This window comes from Salinisphaera sp. Q1T1-3, assembly GCF_003602005.1.
Lineage (GTDB): Bacteria > Pseudomonadota > Gammaproteobacteria > Nevskiales > Salinisphaeraceae > Salinisphaera.
The window spans coordinates 179,811-198,286 of the sequence record NZ_QZWD01000003.1 but is presented as its reverse complement, the minus strand read 5'-3'; the positions used below and the strand labels follow the sequence as shown (position 1 = coordinate 198,286).

Genomic DNA, 18,476 nt, shown 5'->3' with positions numbered 1-18,476 from the left:
AAGGCGCATGGCGCCGCGTCATAGCCACTCCATGATCCAGCCATGCAACGCCGTAGCGCGGCCTTTTGGGCCAAACCGCTTAGCGGCCGGGCTTTTGCGCGCGCCTGAGCGGCGTTGCCGCTCGCTCATTTGCATTCAGCAAACGGCGCTCGCGGCGTCTTGTCAGACGCGCGCAAAAGACACCGGCGCGACCGTGGATGAATAGATCAGAGGTTCCCTAAAAATCCGGCATGGTTCGCGTCGGGCCGACGACGGCCCGGCGCGCGATGATCCAGCCGCTATGAAACGGCGACGCTACGTGTTCTCGACCTTGATATTGGGGAACTTGCTGGCGTAATCCTTTTTCTGGCGCGCCAGCCGGGCCGTCGTGTGGCGCCCGATATCGAAATAGGACGAGGCGATGGCCGAATCCGGCGCGGCCACGACCGTCGGCCGGCCGGAATCGGCATATTCCCGAATCGAAATATCCAGCGGTAACGAACCCAGCAGGTCGACTTCGTATTCATCGGCCAGGCTCTGTCCGCCGTGCTCGCCGAAGATATGTTCCTCGTGGCCGCACTGCGAACAGATATGCGTGCTCATGTTCTCGACGATGCCGAGTACCGGCACGTTGACCTTGTTGAACATCTCAACGCCCTTGCGAGCATCGATGAGCGACAGATCCTGCGGTGTGGTGACCACCACTGCCCCGGAGACCGGAATCTTCTGGCTCAATGTGAGCTGAATATCGCCGGTGCCCGGCGGCAGATCGATGATCAGATAATCCAGCTCGCCCCAGGCACTCTGGAACAGCATCTGCTGCAGCGCCGAGGTGACCATCGGACCGCGCAGGATCGCCGGGCTGTCCTTGTCGATCAGATAACCGATCGACATCGTCTTCAGGCCGTGCGCATCAACCGGCTGGATGACATTCTCGCCGGCGGCCTTGGCGCGCGTGTCGATGCCCATCAGGCGCGGCTGGCTGGGGCCGTAGATATCGGCGTCGAGCAGGCCGACGTTGGCGCCGTCGGCGGCCAGGGCCAACGCCAGATTGGCCGCGACCGTGGACTTGCCGACCCCACCCTTGGCCGAGGCCACGGCGATGATGTTGGCCACCCCGTCGATGCGCTTGAGCTGGGACTGAACCGAGCGCGGCGCCACGGTGAAACCGACCGTCACATCCGCCTGATCGACGCCCTCCAGCGCTTCCAGTGTCTGGCGCAGACGCTCGGCGAGCTGCTGACCGTAGGCCCCGCAGGGAAAGCCGAGATCGAGTTCGAGCGTGACCCGCCCGCCCTGCACATCCAGCGTGCGCACCGCGCGTGCCGTCATCAGGTCGGTATCGAGATAAGGCTCGTGGTAGCGGCCCAGTTCGGCCTCTACGGCCTCGCGAATCGCATCGCTCATGGTTGCACCGCGTCGTTGTCCGGTGGATGGCAGCGGCCCATGATAGCAACTCGATGCCGGGAAACGGGCCGGCGCCTATGGCATACTGGCCGGCTTCGATTGAGCATGTCCGAACGAGCCATGGCGCGCGATATTCTGGTGACCTCCGCCCTGCCCTATGCCAACGGCGCGACGCATCTGGGGCACATGCTGGAACATATCCAGACCGATATCTGGGTCCGCTTCCAGAAACAGCGGGGACACAACTGCATTGCGGTCTGCGGCGATGACGCCCACGGCACGCCGATCATGCTCAAGGCCCGCGATCAGGGTATCACCCCGGAAGAACTGATCGCCGGCGTCTCGGCCGAGCGCCAGCGCGACTTCGCGGATTTCCATGTCGTCTACGACAACTACCACTCGACCCATTCGGCCGAGAACCGCGAGCTGTCGGGGGCGATCTACGAAAAACTGGCCGCCGAGGGCCATATTGCGCGGCGCACGATCTCCCAGGCCTACGATCCCGAAACCGAGATGTTCCTCCCGGATCGTTTCATCCGCGGCGAGTGCCCGAACTGTGGCGCAGCCGATCAGTACGGCGATGCCTGTGAGGTCTGCGGGGCGACCTATCAGCCGACCGAGCTGGGCAACCCGGTCTCGGTGCTCTCCGGGGCCACGCCGATCGAGCGGGATTCCGAGCATTATTTCTTCAAACTCGCCGATTTCGAGGCTTTCCTGCGCGACTGGATGCGCGGCGACCGGCTGCAGGCGGCCATGACCCGCAAGCTGGACGAGTGGTTTGCCACCGGCCTGCGCGACTGGGATATCTCCCGCGATGCGCCCTATTTCGGCTTCCAGATCCCGGGTACGGAAGACAAGTATTTCTATGTCTGGCTGGACGCGCCGATCGGCTACATGGCGGCCTTCCAGAATCTCATCGACCAGCGCGGCGATCCCGAGCTGACCTTCGATCGTTTCTGGGGCCGGGATTCGGACGCCGAGCTGTATCACTTCATCGGCAAGGACATCGTCTATTTCCATGCGCTGTTCTGGCCGGCGATGCTGGAAGGCGCGGGCTACCGGACACCGAGCGCGATCCATGCGCACGGCTTCGTCACGGTCAACGGCGAGAAGATGTCCAAGTCACGCGGGACCTTCATCAAGGCCCGGACCTGGCTGGACCATGTCGATGCCGAGTTCCTGCGTTACTACTTCGCGGCCAAGCTCACCCATCGGGTCGAGGATCTGGACCTCAACTTCGACGACTTCATGGCCCGGATCAATGCCGATCTGGTCGGCAAGTACGTGAATATCGCCTCGCGTTCGGCCAATTTCATCACCAAACGCTTCGACGGCCGCCTGGCCGCCGAGTTGGACCGGCCGGAACTGGCCCAGCACTTCGCCGCGCAGAGCGAGACGATCGCCGACCATTTCGAGTCGCGTCGTTACGCGCAGGCCATCCGCGCGATCATGGGCCTCGCCGACGAGGCCAATGCCTATGTTGCCGAGCGCGCGCCCTGGCAGCTCGCCAAGGAAGACGGTCGCGAGGCCGAACTGCAGGCCATCTGCACGACCGCGCTCGAGCTTTTTCGCCAGCTGACGATCTATCTCAAGCCTGTGTTGCCGGCGACCGCCGAACGCGCCGAGGCCTTTCTGCAGATCGCCCCGCTGACCTGGGCCGATCTGGCGCACCCGCTGCTCGACCACGACATCGCCAGGTTCAAGCCGTTGCTACGCCGCGTCGAACAGCCGGCGATCGACAAGATGATCGAGGCCAGCAAGGAAGATCTCGAAGCCGCAGCCGCACCGGCCCAGACCGGCGCGGAACAGACAGCGTCGAATAACGACGACAGCACGCCGGCCAAGCCACAATCCGAGTCGAAAGACACCGACGATGGCGTGATCGATATCGACGATTTCACGAAGATCGATCTCCGAGTCGCGCGGGTCGAATCGGCCGATCACGTCAAAGGGGCCGACAAGCTGCTCTGCCTGCAGCTCGATGTCGGCGATCTCGGCAGGCGCCAGGTCTTCGCCGGTATCAAGTCGGCCTACGATCCGGCTACCCTGGAAGGCCGTCTGGTTGCGCTCGTCGCCAACCTGGCACCGCGCAAAATGCGTTTCGGCGTCTCCGAGGGCATGGTGCTGGCTGCCGGCGATTCCCCGCATGTGCTCTCGCCGGACGACGGCGCCAAGCCGGGCGATCGAATCAAGTAACGCGGCTTCGGTGTTCATTGCCGACCCGTGCGATGGTGCCAATGCACGCAGATCGGTACGCGGCGCGTCTCGATTGGCGTGCTCAACCGACGCGTGCGATTTGACACCGCCCGAGGCGGCAATGGAATGTCGAGGCGATCCGACTTTCGACCGGCGCATATCGGCGTCGATCGGCGGATGCCTGCCCGTCCGGTTCGTATATTTGAGTCACCCAATCGCGCCATGACCGACGCTTTTGTCGACGCCATCGATGCCCTGCTGCCGCAGACCCAGTGTCGGCGCTGTGGCTATGACGGCTGCCGGCCGTATGCCGAAGCGATCGCGGCTGGCGAAACCGACATCAATCGTTGCCCGCCGGGGGGCACAGCCACGATCGACAATCTCGCGGCACTGACAGGTGTCGGAGCCAAGCCTCTGGACCCGGCCTGTGGCGATGCGAGCGTGGCCAGAGTCGCTTTCATTCGCGAGGCCGAGTGCATCGGCTGTACGCGCTGTATCCAGGCCTGCCCCACCGATGCGATCGTCGGTGCCGCCAAGCAGATGCATACCGTGATCGCGGCGGACTGCACGGGCTGCGAATTATGCGTGCCGGCCTGCCCGGTCGATTGCATCGACATGCCGGCGTCCACGCCCGAGACCGGGCAGCCGCTATGGCCGCCCGAGCGCCCGATCGATGCCGAGCGGGCCGGCCGCGCCCGGGCACTGTTCGAGGCCCGCCAGCAACGCCTGAACCGCCGAACCACCCGCCGGCGCCGCGCGAATCGACACGAGGACACCCACGATGCGCACGAGGATGCGGCGGCCACATCCGGCGCGAAGAAATCGACCATCGCCGATGCGATCGCCCGAGCCAGGGCCAAGCGCGAAAAGCGCGAGGAATGAGCGAATACGCGCCTTTTTAAGAGCCTTCCCGTCGCAGGCCGACACCGATTCCCGATTCATGCCGATGGCCGCCGGAGACGACAACGGCATGCGGATGACGCCGCCATGCCGCACATTTGCTATTGGGCCGCAGCGACATTAAAACCTCTGCGTCCTGATGTCCCGAACAGGCGCGGTCCCGTGCCGATCCGCCAACGGAAACACAGCGCCGCCGACGCCGAGTCAAGCCCGATGAACAAAGCAAAACGCACCGAGATCTTCGAACGGCTCAAGGCCGCCAATCCGGCACCGAAAACAGAGCTGGAATACAGCTCGACGTTCGAGCTGCTCATCTCGGTGATCCTGTCCGCCCAGGCCACCGACGTCGGCGTGAACAAGGCCACGCGACGGCTGTATCCGGTCGCCAATACGCCGCAGGCGATTCTTGCCCTCGGCGAAGGCGGGTTGAAGCAGTACATCAACACCATCGGCCTCTATAACAGCAAGGCCACGAACGTCATCAAGACCTGTGCCGCCCTGATCGACAGACACGACGGCGAAGTGCCGGCCACGCGTGCCGAGCTTGTCGCCCTGCCGGGCGTCGGCCGCAAGACGGCCAACGTGGTGCTCAACACCGCATTCGGCCAGCCGGCCATGGCGGTGGATACCCATATCTTTCGCGTGGCCAATCGCACCGGCATCGCCCCCGGTGAAACGGTGCGCGCCGTGGAGGATCGACTATTGCGCCTGGTGCCGCGACCGTATCTGCAGGACGCCCATCACTGGCTTATTCTCCACGGGCGCTATGTCTGCAAGGCCCGCAAGCCGGACTGCCCGGACTGCCCGATTCTCGATCTGTGCGAATACAAAGCCAAAGCGCTTCAGGAGCCGACATCCCCATGAGCCCTCAACAAGCCACTGCCTTTTCGCATCGCGCGACGCCGCGCCTGTTCTGCATCGGCCGCAATTACGCCAAGCACATCGAAGAGCTCAACAGTTCGCTGCCCGGCGCCGAATGCGTGATCTTCATGAAACCGGCCTCGGCGCTGGTCGCCCCCGACGAGGTCATCACGCTGGCGCCCGATGTCGGTGAAATCCATCACGAGGCCGAACTGGTTGTCGAAATCGGGACCGGCGGGCGCCATATCGCCCCGGAAGTCGCCCGATCGCATATCGCGGCCGTCGGGCTGGGGATCGATCTGACCGCCCGCACGGTCCAGACCGAACTCAAATCCTCCGGCGAACCCTGGGAACGCGCCAAGGCCTTCGACCACAGCGCCCCGCTGGCCCCGCTCGTATCGCTGACCGACGATCTCGATCTGACCGATCTGCATTTCGAGCTCTCGGTGGATGGCGAGACGCGGCAGGTCGGTCACACCGCGCACATGCTGGTCGGCGTCGCCGATCTGGTGGCCGTTGTCAGCCGCACCTGGGCCCTGCAACCGGGCGATCTGATCTTCACCGGCACGCCGGAAGGCGTGGGGCCGGTCCGGCCCGGACAGACGATCGGCCTTGCCGGCGCGGGGCTCACCGGCGCGACCTGGACCACTGCCTGAGACACGCGGACCGCGCCGTCTAACCGGCGGATGCAAACGTGAACGGGCAGCCGGCCCAACCGAAAAGACGTCTTGTCATTTCGCGACTTCTGGGACAGGATCGAGCAAACGTGACGCTGCAGAGGAGCGCGTCGCATGCACTACAAGAAGATCCTGGCGCTCGCGACGGTACTGGTTGTGATCATCGCCGGCATCGGCGTGGCCTTGAGTTATCGTGCGGCCCATCGCAGCCCCCGGGATGGGGCCGCGGCGCTTGTCATCGCCAAGAAGCATCAGCTGGCCGCACTCGATTCGCTCGATAACGACCTGGCTGCGCCCGACGAGTCGCAGTGGAATCCGCTGGAGCGCGACCGCACACTACGCGACTCGGGCCGTCAGGGCGTCGGGCTGTTCATCCGGCATGCCTTTTTCCGCGTGGCTGGCGACATCGGCTTCAAGGTCGACACGCTCTCGGCGCTGCTGGTCCCGCGTGATGCCGGGGCCCCGGTGATTCTCGACGACCCCTCGTCGTTCATCTTCAAGCCGCTACACGGCGATGTGGTCATGCCCGCCCGCGCGCTGGGCGCGCTGTTCAATCAATACCTGACCGACTACGACAGCACGCAGCTGCGCCATCTTCACGTTTCCACCAACGCCGACGGGACGCTCGATGTCGTCGGCCAGACTCAGAAAGTGCCCGGGGTCTGGCTCCCGTTCGAGATGCACGGGCCGGTCCGATTGATGGACGGCCATCTGTTCGTCTACACGCCGGACAAGATCAAGATCGCCAAGATTCCGGCCAAGGGGCTTTTGAAACTGATCCGGCTGCAGATGTCGCAGCTCGTCCAGATCGATACCCAGGGCGCCGAGCTCTCCGGCGATTCGATCGTGCTCGATCTGAACCACGCCCTGCCGCCGCCAGAACAGGATGTCCATGTCTCGGCGATGCGTATCGACAGCGACGGGGTCCATCTGTCGTTTCGCAGCCCCTTCGATCCCGAATGGCCTCAGCCGATCGTGGAAACCGACAGTTACATCCTGCTCAACGGCGGTGACGTGAAGACCTTCCGCTCGATGTTGACGCATGTGCGCATGCAACTGGTCGCCGCCGACGGCGGCGCACTGGACACCTCGCTCTACAACTATCGCCAGCAGATCGTCGGCGGCCACTTCGATATCACGCCGGCCGGCGAACTCGTGGCCCATCTGGCCACGCTCGAAACCGCCGACTACGTGCCCGATGCGGCCGTCGGCCGCCAGGACAGAGACCATGAACATGACTCGTCCTCCTGAACATCGCATGCGTCATACGATGATTGCCGGGCTGCTGGCGCTGGGCGTTGTCGGTGCGGCCTTCGGCGCCGACTCGGCCGCCCATACGGCCACGCCGAACACGCTCGACCCGCAGGACCGAATGACCACGCCGGGGTTGGTGACATCCCAGCAGGCCGAATATCGTCGCCAGCGTGCCCGCTGGCAGGCTGATCAGGTGCCCAAGGGATTGCCCAAAGCCCGGGAACCGGCACAGGCACGCGACTCGCATGCGCCTGAAGTCGGTATCGAGGTCCGCGACGTGGATTACGAGATCGCCGACGGCATCGGTTTTCATGTCAGCTCGTTGCGCGGCGCTCTGGTGCCGGAGCATACCGGCGACCCGGTCGATTTCGACAACCCCGACAGTTATCACATCCATATCTACACCGGGCGGGTCACGCTCAGCCCGGCCCAGCTCGATGCGTTGTTCAACCGTTACGTGCTGACCTATGCACCGCGGGCGCTGTCCTCGGTCTCCAACGACACATCAAACGATACGCTGACCGTACATGTCGGCGCGCGCCTGTTCGCATTCCTGCCACCGGTGGGTGGTCTGCCCACCACACTTGCCGGCCCGGTGCGGGTGACCGACGACAATCGACTGGCCTACACCCCGTCCCGGGTCGAGAATTTCGGCATTCCCATCGGCGGCCTGCTCTCGCGCGTCGGACTGTCGCTGGCCACGTTGACGCCGCTCGACCGGCCGGGCGTGACGCTCAAGAACAACACGCTGTTCATGGATCCGGAAACGCTGTTTCCGGCCCCGCGTCTCGTCATCGACCGGATCGATGACGTCGCCCTGTCCCGCGACGGCCTGACGCTGACCTTCTCCAGCCCGGCAGGCCAGCCGGATTTCGAGGCGCCACCGGTCGATACCGAGAGCTATATCTGGCTGCAGTCCGGCGACGCACGTTTCTTCAACACGGTGCTCGTCAACGCGCGCCTGCTGTTGATGAACGAGGACAGCAAACGACTGCATTTTCATCTCTATCACTATCGCGCCCAGACCGCTGCCGGTCGGATCAACGGCCTGGCTGATGGCACGCTCGTCGCGCGGGTGCCCAATACATTCGATACGCACGACGACGCACCGAAACGTACGGATAACGCGGCGCCGAAACACTGACTGAACGGCTCGTTTTGCGCTGAAAAGACCTGTTTCCCAATCTCTGTGTCTTGTTGTGTTTCGCGGCCGCACGCCGCCGGAAGCCAGTGAATGACGCTGCGTTTCGAACGCCAGGAAACACTCGAATCGGTCGATATCGCATTTCGACACAATCTCGATTGTCAGGGGCTGTTCACACGTCCCGCGCGCGCCGCGCCGGCGCTCATTTTTTTGCAAGACAAGGCATCGGGCGCGTACGGCCGTCATTCTGGCGTCGCGAACGATAACGCCGGATTACGCAAAAAATGACCACCGTCCCGCCGGGTTGCGCCCAGAAACCGGCCATGCGCGAAGTGTTATTGACGCGGCATAAAAATAGATGATTCTTCGGGTTGATAACGCGCGTGTGCGACAGCACGCGCGCTACGGCCAACGGCCGTGAAGCCATTGAAAATAAAAAGACGGACAAGGGCCGGCGTTTCTTTCGATGGCGTTGAAGACAGCTGACGTCGTCAGCTGTTCTGGTGCCGGATTCATAACAGGCCCTGTCCTGTATGCCACGCGACTGACCGCGCGGATGAAAACCCACGACACGCGCTGCGTTTTGCTCAATACCGGCTGAACAGGCGGGCCGTATGGCAACGGCACACGCATATCGCCGGCGTTGACCCGGGCTCTGCTGCGGGCGGCCATTGCTGGCACGCTCGACGAGATCCCTGCCGAACCGATCCGGTGTTTGGACTCGCGGTCCCCGCACACTGCCCCGGCGTGCCGGACGACATCCTGGACCCGCCCCGGACCTGGGCGGACAAGACTGCCTACGATGCCCAGGCGCATCGACTGCGCGATCTGTTCCGTAACAATTTAAACGCCCACGACGACGCGGCGATGGGCATCAAGGCCGTGATGTAGCCGTGCCTCGCCCGACATGGCGATAACGCAAGCGCGCGAGGTCTCCGTACACGAATCAGGGCTCCCGTCTGCACATCGACATCAGGCCGGCGCGAGGCCTGTTGCAGACAAAAGAGCCGCCGGTGATCGCCACCGGCGGCTCTTCGTATCACGCCTGGCCTGCGATGGCCGACGTGTCGAGCGTTACTGTCCGCTCTGGCCGGCGTCGCTCGAGCTGTCGCTGCCCGAGTCGTCGCTGCCGGTGCCCTTGTTCTTGTCGACGCTGATCAGCTTGACGTCGAAGATCAAGGTTTCATTGGGGCCGATCTTGGAACCGGCACCGCGCTCACCGTAGGCGAGATCCGGCGGGATGAACAGCTTGTATTCACCACCGGCGTGCATGAGCTGCAGCGCCTCGGTCCAGCCCGGAATGACGGCGTTGACCGGGAAGGTCACCGGCTTGCCGCGTTTTTCGGAGCTGTCGAAGACCGTGCCGTCGATCAGCGTGCCGGTGTAATTGACGGTCACGCTGTCGTTGGCATCCGGCGACGGCCCGTCGCCCTTGTTGACGACCTTGTATTGCAGGCCGTCATCGAGCGTCTTCACGCCGTCCTTCTTCTTGTTCTCGGCCAGGAACTTGGCCCCCTTCTGCAGATTCGCCTTGGACTCCTGATCCTGCTGCTTCTGCTGCGCGGCCTGCATGTCCGAGACCACGCCCTGCATCACCTGCTGCAGCTGCTTCTGCGAGAGCTTGGTGTCCTTGCCTCCGACCACGTCCCGCACGCCTTGCGTGAGCTGATCGAGGTCGATATCCATCGGCAGATCCTTGAGGGAATTGCCGATATCCATACCCAGCGCATAGCTGCGTTTGGCATTGTCATTCGCAAACTGGCCCGAATCGCCGGTGCTCTGGCTGGGGGCGCTCGATGCGTTGTTCGACTGGGTATCGCCGCTGTTCGAGTCGGACTGGTTGCCGCATCCCGTCAGGGCGAGCGCCAGCGCACACGCAGACAGTGCAATCGTTCGTTTCATGGCCTCTTTCCTATCCATTTGAGCCTCCAGAGCGTACGTGAAACCCTGCGCGGGCAAAAGAACGCTTTGAGAATCGATGTGACTCGGCGATCAGCCCTGACGATGCCCGAGCCGCAGACGCAGTGCGTTGAGCCGGATGAAGCCGGCCGCATCGGCCTGATCGTAGGCCCCGCGGTCGTCTTCGAATGTCGCGATCGCGGCATCGAACAGGCTGTCCTGGTCCGAGGACCGGCCGACCACACTGACCGAGCCCTTGTAGAGCTTGACGCGGACCGTGCCGTTGACGTGGCCCTGCGATTCATCGATCGCCGCCTGCATCATGCGTCGTTCCGGCGAGAACCAGTAACCGTTGTAGATGAGCTTGGCGTAACGCGGCATCAGCTCGTCCTTGAGATGCGCGGCCTCACGGTCGAGCGTGATGGATTCGATGGCACGATGCGCACGCAGCATGATTGTGCCGCCCGGCGTCTCGTAGCAACCGCGCGACTTCATGCCGACATAACGGTTCTCGACGATGTCGATACGCCCGATGCCGTGGGCACCGCCCAGCGTATTGAGCCGGGCCAGCACTTCATACGGCGTCATGCGCTGACCGTCCACGGCCACGATATCGCCCTGCTCGAAAGTCAGATCGACCTCCTGCGGCGTATCGGGCGCCGCTTCGGGCGCCACGCTCCATTCCCACATGACATCCTCGGCCGGCGTCCAGGGATCCTCGAGCACGCCCCCTTCGTAGGAGATATGCAGGGCGTTGGCGTCGGTGGAGTAAGGCGACCCGCCGTCGGCCTTCTTGCGGATGTCGATGCCGTTTTCCTCGGCGTAGGCCAACAGGCGCTCGCGCGAGTTCAGATCCCATTCGCGCCAGGGGGCGATGACCTTGATATCCGGGGCCAGCGCGTAGGCCGACAGCTCGAAGCGGACCTGGTCGTTGCCCTTGCCGGTCGCCCCGTGGGCGATGGCATCGGCGCCGGTCTCGCGCGCGATTTCCACCAGACGCTTGGAAATCAGCGGGCGGGCGATCGATGTGCCGAGCAGGTATTCGCCTTCGTAGATGGCGTTGGCCCGGAACATCGGATAGACGAAATCACGCACGAATTCCTCGCGCAGATCGTCTATGAAGACTTCCTTGACGCCCAGCTGCTCGGCCTTCGGGCGTACTTCGGACAGTTCCTCGCCCTGGCCGATATCGGCCGTGAAGGTCACCACTTCGCAATCATAGGTGTCCTGCAGCCACTTCAGGATCACCGAGGTATCGAGCCCGCCCGAATAGGCCAGGACCACTTTGGAAACGTCGCCGCTCATGCTGCGCTCCGCCGAAAAATGTCTGGGGCCGGTCGATGCTGTGACAACCGGCGGTCTAAGCTGGCCACGAGTATACAAAAGCGCGACCGCGGACGCGCCCGGATTCGTTCACTCGGTGCTACCATCGGCACATGAGCGATATTGAATCCGATGGTCCCGCGACTCCGCGGATGGCCACCCGCTTTCGCGGCTTTCTCCCGGTAGTCGTCGATGTCGAAACCGGCGGCTTCAACGCCGCGACGGACGCGTTGCTCGAGATTGCGGCGGTCACGGTGGGTTTCGATGACGACGGCCAACTGGGTCTGCGGGAGTCGACCTCCTATCACGTGGCGCCGTTCGAGGGCGCCAACATCGAACCGGCCTCGCTGGAGGTCAACGGGATCGATCCGCACCACCCGCTGCGCCCGGCAATCCCGGAACGCGATGCGCTGGGCCGTATCTTTCGCGTGGTCCGGGAGGCGATGAAGGCCGCCGAGTGCAAGCGCGCCGTGCTGGTCGGTCACAACGCGCACTTCGATCTCGGCTTTCTCAATGCCGCGATCGCGCGCACCGGCATCAAGCGCAGCCCGTTTCATCCGTTTTCCTGCTTCGACACGGCCACGCTGGCCGGCGTGGCCTATGGCCAGACCGTGCTGCGCCGCGCCGCCGCGGCCGCCGGCATGCCCTGGGACAATGCAGCCGCGCATTCGGCCCGCTACGATACGGAACAGACCGCGCGTCTGTTCTGTGACATCGTCAACCGTTTCCAGCCGATCTACGACGCGGTGCCGCCCGCACCGCAGACCTAGCGCCCGGCAAAGACGCATACACGTCGCCTCGTCTCACGCCCCGTTCGCCAAGTCCTCGTTTCATCGCTATGTCAGCAACGACTCCCTCGTTTTCGACCGACCGACCGCTTCTGGGCCGTTTTCGTCTCACGATCAAGGCCGTGCATTTTGCGAGCGTCCTGTTGTTGGGCACGATCCTGCTACCGACGGTGCCGCTGCTCGGCCGCTACAGCAAATACCTGATCAACTGGTGGCTCGGCCGCATGCTGGCCGCGCTCGGCGTGACCGTTGAACTGGACGGCGAAGCGCCGGCCGGGCCGATGCTGGTCGTGGCCAATCATTGTTCCTGGCTGGATATCCTGGTGCTCGGTCGAGCCTTCAACACGGCCTTCGTATCCAAGGCCGAAGTGGGCAAGTGGCCACTGGTCGGCTCGTTCGCCCGCGCCGGCGGCACGTTGTTCCTGTCGCGCGGGGCCGGCAAGACCGGCGAGACGAGTGCTGCGATCCGCGAAGTGCTCGATCATGATCGCTCGGTGCTGTTCTTTCCCGAGGGCACGACCACCTACGACCCGACGCCACATCGCTTCCACGCACGTCTGTTCGCGGCGGCGATCGACGGCGGCTACCCGGTGCTGCCCGTGGGCCTGCGCTATGCCGACGACACCACGCCGCCCGGCATGCATCATGCACTGGCCCCCTGGGTGAACGAGGCGCCGCTGGGGCCGCATTTCCGGGATCTGTTCAAGCTGCACGGCATTACCGCTCAACTGCGGGTCTGCGCGCCGATCAACCCGCGCGGCTACGATCGTCGCAGTCTGGCCGAGGCCGCCCGTACCGCCGTGGCCCATCGTCAGGCGATGGCCGCCGCACGCAACGCCCGCCGTACCGCATCGGCGCATACGGCCGACGACGCCTGAGCCGGCATCCGTCGCCTGCGGCGACGTCGCACGCATTGTCATGACGATCCGCCGCCCGCCGCACCAGCTGGCATGCGAAAACGCGTGGGCTGCGCGACGATGGCGGGTGCCCGACTCAGGGCTCGGGCGCTTCCGGCCACGCCAATGGCGCGTCGCCATCGCCGGGCGCCGGGGGAACGAGTTGCCCGTCGCGGGGCAACCCGCGAGCCAGATGGTAATCGGCGTTGTCGGTGCCGTCGTAGCGACGCTCGTTGATGAAACGCAGGATCACGGCCGCGCTTTCATTGGCACGCAGCAACAAGAACAGGTGCCCGCCGCCACGCACCACGTGCAGATGCGACTTGGGAATCAGCCAGTAGAGAAACCGGCTGTTGACCAGTGGCGAAATCGGGTCGTCGTCACCGCCCATGATCAGCGTTGGACAGCCGAGATTGTGCAGCCGGTGGACGCTGGTCCAGGCCGCCCCGGCCAGGGCCTGATGAAGATAGCCACGCGTACTGGGCCCGCTGGCGTGCTCGCCGCGCGGCCGTAGCAATTCCGGGCGTTGCCGGATCAGTCCGCCATACAGTCCGGCAAGGCCGGGACTGGGTGCTTCGGCTTTCCGATATCGTCGAACCGCCTGCAGCCGACGCCAGCCGTTGGTACCGAACGTGCGCCCCAGCACGCCCACGGAACTGGAAGCCAGCACGATACGGTTGGTGCGCGCCGGATAGGCCAGCGCAAAGGTCTGGACCAGCGCGCCGCCCCAGGCCAGACCGACGAAATTGAGCGGGCCGTCGTAACCGAGCCGATCCAGCAATGTGGCCAGGAGTCGCGCGTGCCAGCCCATCGTCCGGGGCAGCCTCAGGCTCGGCGTCTGCCCGGCGCCCGGCAGTTCCGGCACGATCAGTTCGCTGTCATCCAGCGCGTTGACCAGCGGCAGCATCATGTCGAGATTGGCGCCCAGCGTGTTGAGCAACACGATCGGCCGGCCCCGCCCGCGCCGGATGCCGCAGCGCAGCTGCACGCCGTCGATGTCCAGCCACTCGATCTGCATGCGCGTACGCCGCCGCAACACACTCAACTCCGGCGGCAGTTTTCGTCGCGGAGGCGTCGTTTCACTCATCGTCGTGTTCTCGCATCATCGCCGGCCAGAAACGCCTCGATTCGGCGTATCGCCTCGAACTGGCGTTCGATCAGGAGCCAGTGGCCGGCCGCGCACAGCACCGACAGCTCGGCATGGGGAATCAACATCTGCAGCACGCGCGCGTTGGCCAGCGGCATCAGCCGGTCGTCGTCGCCGGCCAGGATCAACGTGGGCGCGCTGATCCGGTGTGCCCAGGTCAGGCTCGAGAATCCGGCGAGCGCGTAGACCTGTGCGGCGACTGCCGACAGGGCCGGCGCACGGGCCCGGTGCAAGGCACCAGCCACGGCGCGGCACTCGGTGTCGCGCCGGCCGCCGAACAGCGCCCGCGCCGCCGAGCCATCGCGGGCGATATCCCGAAGGCCAGACGTGCGAGCGAGTCGACGCAGATTCGCCAGCCGACCGGGCAGCATGATGGCGCCGGTCGAGGTCGCCACCAGCACGAGCCGCCCCAGGCGGTGTGCGTGATCGCGCGCGAACTGCTGGGCGAGCAGCCCGCCCCAGCCCATGCCGAGCACATCGACTGCCGCCACGCCCAGCGCATCGAGCAGCCCGACGAGCAGCGCTGCCAGGGCCGGCATCCGCTGAAAACGCGACACCCCCGGAGCACCGACACCGGGCCAGTCGAACACGATCGTGGGGCGCGACATCGCCGCGCAGAAATCATCCAGCACCTCGATATTCACGGCAAAATCGCTGCAGATCAGCACCGGCCGTCCGGTGCCGGGCCGATGCCGGGCACGCAGGATCTGGCCGCCGACACGACACGAGACGATTTCCGGTATGTCAGCGCTGGCGCACATAGCGTCCCGGCGCCGCTTCGATCGGTTCGTGGGCATCGTTGCCGTATCGCATCGAGGCCGCGACCGTCGGCCCGCCACGTGCCCGACACCAGTCGAACCATTCCGGCCACCAGGAGCCGTCCCGACGCGGTGCGCGTTCCTGCCAGTCCGCCGCCGCTTCATCCCGGGCACAGGTATCGCTCAGATACCCGCCGCCCGATCGGGGCGGCGACACCACGGTCTGCACATGGCCGGCGTCGGCAAGCACGAAACGCATGTTCGTATCCAGCAATCGTGTCGTGCGGAAACAGGCCGTCCAGGGCGTGATGTGGTCGCGCGCACCGGCCACGATGAAGACGTCCTGATCGATCTCGCTCAGATCGATGGCAGTCTCGTCGATATGCACGCCCCGGGGCGTCCGCAGCGAATCCGCCGTGTAGATCGACAGCAGATCGGCGTGCAGGCGCGCCGGCAGACGCGTGGTGTCGGCGTTCCAGAACAGGATATCGTGGGCCGGCGGGCGCTGGCCGAGCACGTAGTTGTTGGTGACGAACCGCCAGATCAGATCATCGGGTCGCAGCCAGGCAAAGGCACGCGCCAGGTCGGCGCCGTCCAGCACGCCGGTGCGCGATGAGTGCGCCAGTGCATGCCGGATCGCCCGGTTGCCGAACGTGCCGCGGCTGGACGCGCTGTCCGTCAGCTCGCCGAGCAGCGTGACGAACAAGGACAGACAGGCCACACGGGCGGCGCGCCCTCGCCGATGCGCCAGCGCCAGCGCGATGGCAGCGGTCAGCCCGCCGGCACAGGCACCGACCAGCTTGACCGGCTGCTCGCCGCCGATGCCCCAGACGATGTCCACGGCATCACCGACGGCGCCGACATAGGCATCGAGTCCCCAGTCGCGCTGGGCGGCGGTCGGATTGCGCCATGAGATCATGAAGACCTGCTGACCGGCCTCCAGCGCATGCCGCACGAGGCTGTTGTCCGGTGCCAGATCGAGCACGTAGTACTTGTTGATCTGCGGCGGCACGAACAGCAGCGGTCGCGCGTCGACTTCGGCCCGGCGCGGCGCGTACTGGATCAGCTCGAACAGATCATTGCGAAAGATCACCGCCCCCGGCGTGGCCGCGAGATCGCGGCCGACCCGGAAGGCGGCAGGATCGACCTGGCGTGGCAGACCGTCATTGTGTCGCCAGTCGTCGACAAGCTGGCGCAGACCATTGAGCAGCGAACGCCCTCGGGTAGCCACCAGATTGTCGTAGAACCCGGGATGGGTCAGGCACAGGTTGCTCGGGGCGCCGGCCGCGACGACGTGCTCGACCACGAAGCGCAGACGTTCGCGCGTCTGGGCGTCGACACGCAGTGCCTCGATCAGTTCGCGTAACGAATGCGACCACGCCAGATAGCCCTGCAGCGCCCGCCGGAAGGGCGCGCGTCGCCGCCAGGCCGGATGCGCGAATCGTCGATCGGCGGTATCGACGCTCATCGGCGTCCGGCCGAGCGCGATCAGAGCCAGCCGCCCGGCCAGGGCCAGTTCGATCCGTGCGAGCACTGCCGGCTGGCGGGCGCAGGCCGACAGCAACTCGGCCGCGGAGCCGCCGAGCGACGGCGGCTGGGTGTCCTGACTCGGGTCCGCGACGTCGGGCTCGAACGAGCCGCGATCACGGCGCGCCGGCAGCGAATCGGTTCGGCGCTCTCCCATGGAGCCTCTCGGCGGTTGTCGCGAACGGCCATGCCGTTCAGGGCGGTTGTTTGATGGTTACAATGTCGGCTGACTATTTTCAAGTGGAACGTGCATGAGCGCGCTCGCCACAGCCCGGCAAACCTACGAACGCTGGATCTGGCCATCGAACTTCGAGGCACTGCCACGCCATCGCCGGGCCCCGATCCGGCTGGTGCGCATGCTGATGGCGCTGGTCGCGGAGTTCCGCGACGGCGAAATCACGCTGCGCGCGATGAGCCTCGTCTACACGACACTCGTCTCGCTCGTGCCGCTGCTGGCCCTGGCCTTCTCGCTGCTCAAGGCCTTCGGCGTCGACAACGCGCTGCGTCCGACGCTGGAACGCTTTCTCGCACCGCTGGGCTCGGGCAGCAGCGATATCGTCGACAAGATCGTGGGCTTCGTCTCCAACGTCCAGGTCGGCGTGCTTGGCGTGGTTGGCGTGGTGGCGCTGATCTACTCGGTGCTATCGCTGATCCAGAAGGTCGAGGCCGGCTGCAATTTCATCTGGCGTGTGCGGGCCCCGCGACCGCTGGCCCGCCGCGTGACCGATTACATCAGTGTGCTGGTAGCCGGCCCACTGGTGATCCTCGCCGCTGCCAGCATCACCGCCAGTCTGGGCCGCAACAGCAGCGTGGCCTATCTGTCGCAGCTCGAACCGTTCGGCATGCTGCTCTACGGCATCGGCCGCCTGTTGCCCTACGTGCTCTACAGCATCGGATTCACGCTGCTGTTCAAGTTCATTCCCAACACTCGCGTCCGGTTCCTGCCGGCGCTGGGCGGCGGCATCTTCTCCGGCGTGCTCTGGCAGACCGCCAGCGTCGGGTTCGCGCTGTTCGCCAAGAATGCCGGCAACGTCAACGCGATCTATTCCAGCTTCGCGATCCTGATCCTGCTGCTGATCTGGCTCTATGTCTCCTGGATGATTCTGCTCATGGGGTGTCGCGTGGCGTTCTGGCTGCAATACCCCGAACGCCTGGCGCGCGGCAGCTATCCCCCGCGTCTGGGAGCAGCCGAGGCCGAGCGTCTGGCGTTGCTCACGGCAGCGACCGTGGCCAGCCGCTATGCCCGTGGCGACGGGCCGACGGATGTGGCCTTGCTCGTCCATCTGCTGCGTGCCGCACCGGACCATATTCACAACGCCATCGCGCGGCTCGTCGCCGCCGGACTGCTCGTCGAGACGGCCGACGCCTCGGATACGAGCGTCGTGCCACGGGCCGATCTGTCGACGCTGCGTGTACGCGATGTGCTCGCCGTGGTCCGCAGCGGCGACCGGCAAGCACGTCTGGTGCCTCGTGCGGATGTTCCCGTGCAGGCTGTCGACAGCCTGCTGGCGCGCGCCGACACAGCACGCGATAACGCCATCGGCGAGACGACGCTACGCGACCTGGTCGAGGCGGTCCCGCGACACGACGGCTGACCAACGACCGGCGGTCCAGTGCCGCTGGTGTGACGCACGACCAGGGCATGTCGTCACGAGATAGGCAGCCGCATTGCCCCTGCCGGACGGCTTGAGCAAGGCACGGGCCGCCGCGCGTGGCCGAG

17 protein-coding genes are annotated in these 18,476 nt (G+C 65.2%); 11 read left to right on the top strand and 6 right to left on the bottom strand.

The genetic code is table 11. The annotated features are described in order from the left end of the window. Positions 1–294: 294 nt before the first annotated feature. Complete coding sequence (apbC, locus tag D3260_RS04640) at positions 295–1,386, bottom strand: iron-sulfur cluster carrier protein ApbC (RefSeq protein ID WP_120097404.1); 1,092 nt, start codon at positions 1,384–1,386, stop codon at positions 295–297. Positions 1,387–1,491: 105 nt separating this feature from the next. Between apbC and metG the strand changes: the two genes are divergently transcribed. The 8 genes from metG (at position 1,492) to D3260_RS17440 (ending at position 9,309) form a co-directional block, all read left to right on the top strand. Next, a complete protein-coding gene (gene metG / locus D3260_RS04635) occupies positions 1,492–3,582 on the top strand; it encodes a methionine--tRNA ligase (RefSeq protein ID WP_233543960.1) in 2,091 nt (696 codons plus the stop codon). Positions 3,583–3,804: 222 nt separating this feature from the next. Beyond that, positions 3,805–4,464 carry an RnfABCDGE type electron transport complex subunit B gene (locus D3260_RS04630; protein ID WP_120097403.1) on the top strand — a complete coding sequence of 220 codons (660 nt, stop codon included), beginning with the start codon at positions 3,805–3,807 and terminating at the stop codon, positions 4,462–4,464. 231 nt (positions 4,465–4,695) lie between these two features. Further along, the gene (gene nth / locus D3260_RS04625) at positions 4,696–5,346 is read left to right on the top strand and encodes an endonuclease III (protein ID WP_120097402.1); all 651 of its coding nucleotides are present in this window, start codon (positions 4,696–4,698) and stop codon (positions 5,344–5,346) included. Then, positions 5,343–5,999 (top strand): fumarylacetoacetate hydrolase family protein, encoded by a 657-nt coding sequence (locus D3260_RS04620; RefSeq protein WP_120097401.1) that lies wholly within the window; start codon positions 5,343–5,345, stop codon positions 5,997–5,999. Before nth ends, D3260_RS04620 begins: the two co-directional genes overlap by 4 nt. 135 nt (positions 6,000–6,134) lie before the next feature. Next, complete coding sequence (locus D3260_RS04615) at positions 6,135–7,271, top strand: hypothetical protein (RefSeq protein WP_120097400.1); 1,137 nt, start codon at positions 6,135–6,137, stop codon at positions 7,269–7,271. 7 nt (positions 7,272–7,278) lie between these two features. After that, positions 7,279–8,418, top strand: coding sequence for a DUF2993 domain-containing protein (locus tag D3260_RS04610; RefSeq protein WP_120097399.1), 1,140 nt, complete (start codon positions 7,279–7,281; stop codon positions 8,416–8,418). Positions 8,419–8,508: 90 nt separating this feature from the next. Then, complete coding sequence (locus tag D3260_RS04605; protein WP_120097398.1) at positions 8,509–8,706, top strand: hypothetical protein; 198 nt, start codon at positions 8,509–8,511, stop codon at positions 8,704–8,706. Between the two features lie 459 nt (positions 8,707–9,165). Next, positions 9,166–9,309, top strand: a complete 144-nt coding sequence (locus tag D3260_RS17440; protein ID WP_158583394.1) for a hypothetical protein — start codon at positions 9,166–9,168, stop codon at positions 9,307–9,309. Positions 9,310–9,492: 183 nt separating this feature from the next. On the opposite strand, the gene D3260_RS04600 is transcribed toward D3260_RS17440, so the two are convergent. Together D3260_RS04600 and D3260_RS04595 are read right to left on the bottom strand one after the other, a co-directional pair. Beyond that, positions 9,493–10,320: an FKBP-type peptidyl-prolyl cis-trans isomerase gene (locus tag D3260_RS04600; RefSeq protein ID WP_233543959.1), complete on the bottom strand. Its 828-nt coding sequence runs from the start codon at positions 10,318–10,320 to the stop codon at positions 9,493–9,495. A gap of 90 nt (positions 10,321–10,410) precedes the next feature. Next, the gene (locus D3260_RS04595; protein ID WP_120097397.1) at positions 10,411–11,622 is read right to left on the bottom strand and encodes an argininosuccinate synthase; all 1,212 of its coding nucleotides are present in this window, start codon (positions 11,620–11,622) and stop codon (positions 10,411–10,413) included. A 131-nt stretch (positions 11,623–11,753) separates the two neighbouring features. Between D3260_RS04595 and rnt the strand changes: the two genes are divergently transcribed. After that, the gene (gene rnt, locus D3260_RS04590; protein ID WP_120097396.1) at positions 11,754–12,410 is read left to right on the top strand and encodes a ribonuclease T; all 657 of its coding nucleotides are present in this window, start codon (positions 11,754–11,756) and stop codon (positions 12,408–12,410) included. 140 nt (positions 12,411–12,550) lie between these two features. Next, on the top strand, positions 12,551–13,306 hold the full coding sequence (locus tag D3260_RS04585) for a 1-acyl-sn-glycerol-3-phosphate acyltransferase (RefSeq protein WP_233543958.1): 756 nt from the start codon (positions 12,551–12,553) through the stop codon (positions 13,304–13,306). Between the two features lie 115 nt (positions 13,307–13,421). Here the strand turns inward: D3260_RS04585 and D3260_RS04580 are convergent, their stop codons facing one another. Genes D3260_RS04580 through D3260_RS04570 form a run of 3 tightly spaced genes read right to left on the bottom strand, consistent with a single transcriptional unit; the run spans position 13,422 to position 16,913 of the window. Next, positions 13,422–14,411 (bottom strand): alpha/beta fold hydrolase, encoded by a 990-nt coding sequence (locus tag D3260_RS04580; protein ID WP_120097394.1) that lies wholly within the window; start codon positions 14,409–14,411, stop codon positions 13,422–13,424. Further along, positions 14,408–15,232, bottom strand: a complete 825-nt coding sequence (locus tag D3260_RS04575; protein ID WP_158583393.1) for an alpha/beta fold hydrolase — start codon at positions 15,230–15,232, stop codon at positions 14,408–14,410. The genes D3260_RS04580 and D3260_RS04575 overlap by 4 nt, the downstream gene beginning before the upstream one ends. Beyond that, positions 15,216–16,913, bottom strand: coding sequence for an alpha/beta hydrolase (locus tag D3260_RS04570; protein WP_120097392.1), 1,698 nt, complete (start codon positions 16,911–16,913; stop codon positions 15,216–15,218). Before D3260_RS04570 ends, D3260_RS04575 begins: the two co-directional genes overlap by 17 nt. 94 nt (positions 16,914–17,007) lie before the next feature. Here D3260_RS04570 and D3260_RS04565 point away from each other — a divergent pair, with 94 nt between their 5' ends. Next, a complete protein-coding gene (locus D3260_RS04565) occupies positions 17,008–18,351 on the top strand; it encodes a YihY/virulence factor BrkB family protein (RefSeq protein ID WP_120097391.1) in 1,344 nt (447 codons plus the stop codon). The last annotated feature ends 125 nt before the right edge of the window (positions 18,352–18,476 follow it).

Coding starts and splice junctions, on each gene's coding strand:
- apbC (WP_120097404.1), bottom strand. CDS start 1,386: ATGAGCGATGCGATTCGCGAGGCCGTAGAGGCCGAACTGGGCCGCTAC.
- metG (WP_233543960.1), top strand. CDS start 1,492: ATGTCCGAACGAGCCATGGCGCGCGATATTCTGGTGACCTCCGCCCTG.
- D3260_RS04630 (WP_120097403.1), top strand. CDS start 3,805: ATGACCGACGCTTTTGTCGACGCCATCGATGCCCTGCTGCCGCAGACC.
- nth (WP_120097402.1), top strand. CDS start 4,696: ATGAACAAAGCAAAACGCACCGAGATCTTCGAACGGCTCAAGGCCGCC.
- D3260_RS04620 (WP_120097401.1), top strand. CDS start 5,343: ATGAGCCCTCAACAAGCCACTGCCTTTTCGCATCGCGCGACGCCGCGC.
- D3260_RS04615 (WP_120097400.1), top strand. CDS start 6,135: ATGCACTACAAGAAGATCCTGGCGCTCGCGACGGTACTGGTTGTGATC.
- D3260_RS04610 (WP_120097399.1), top strand. CDS start 7,279: ATGCGTCATACGATGATTGCCGGGCTGCTGGCGCTGGGCGTTGTCGGT.
- D3260_RS04605 (WP_120097398.1), top strand. CDS start 8,509: ATGACGCTGCGTTTCGAACGCCAGGAAACACTCGAATCGGTCGATATC.
- D3260_RS04600 (WP_233543959.1), bottom strand. CDS start 10,320: ATGAAACGAACGATTGCACTGTCTGCGTGTGCGCTGGCGCTCGCCCTG.
- D3260_RS04595 (WP_120097397.1), bottom strand. CDS start 11,622: ATGAGCGGCGACGTTTCCAAAGTGGTCCTGGCCTATTCGGGCGGGCTC.
- rnt (WP_120097396.1), top strand. CDS start 11,754: ATGAGCGATATTGAATCCGATGGTCCCGCGACTCCGCGGATGGCCACC.
- D3260_RS04580 (WP_120097394.1), bottom strand. CDS start 14,411: ATGAGTGAAACGACGCCTCCGCGACGAAAACTGCCGCCGGAGTTGAGT.
- D3260_RS04575 (WP_158583393.1), bottom strand. CDS start 15,232: ATGTGCGCCAGCGCTGACATACCGGAAATCGTCTCGTGTCGTGTCGGC.
- D3260_RS04570 (WP_120097392.1), bottom strand. CDS start 16,913: ATGGGAGAGCGCCGAACCGATTCGCTGCCGGCGCGCCGTGATCGCGGC.
- D3260_RS04565 (WP_120097391.1), top strand. CDS start 17,008: ATGAGCGCGCTCGCCACAGCCCGGCAAACCTACGAACGCTGGATCTGG.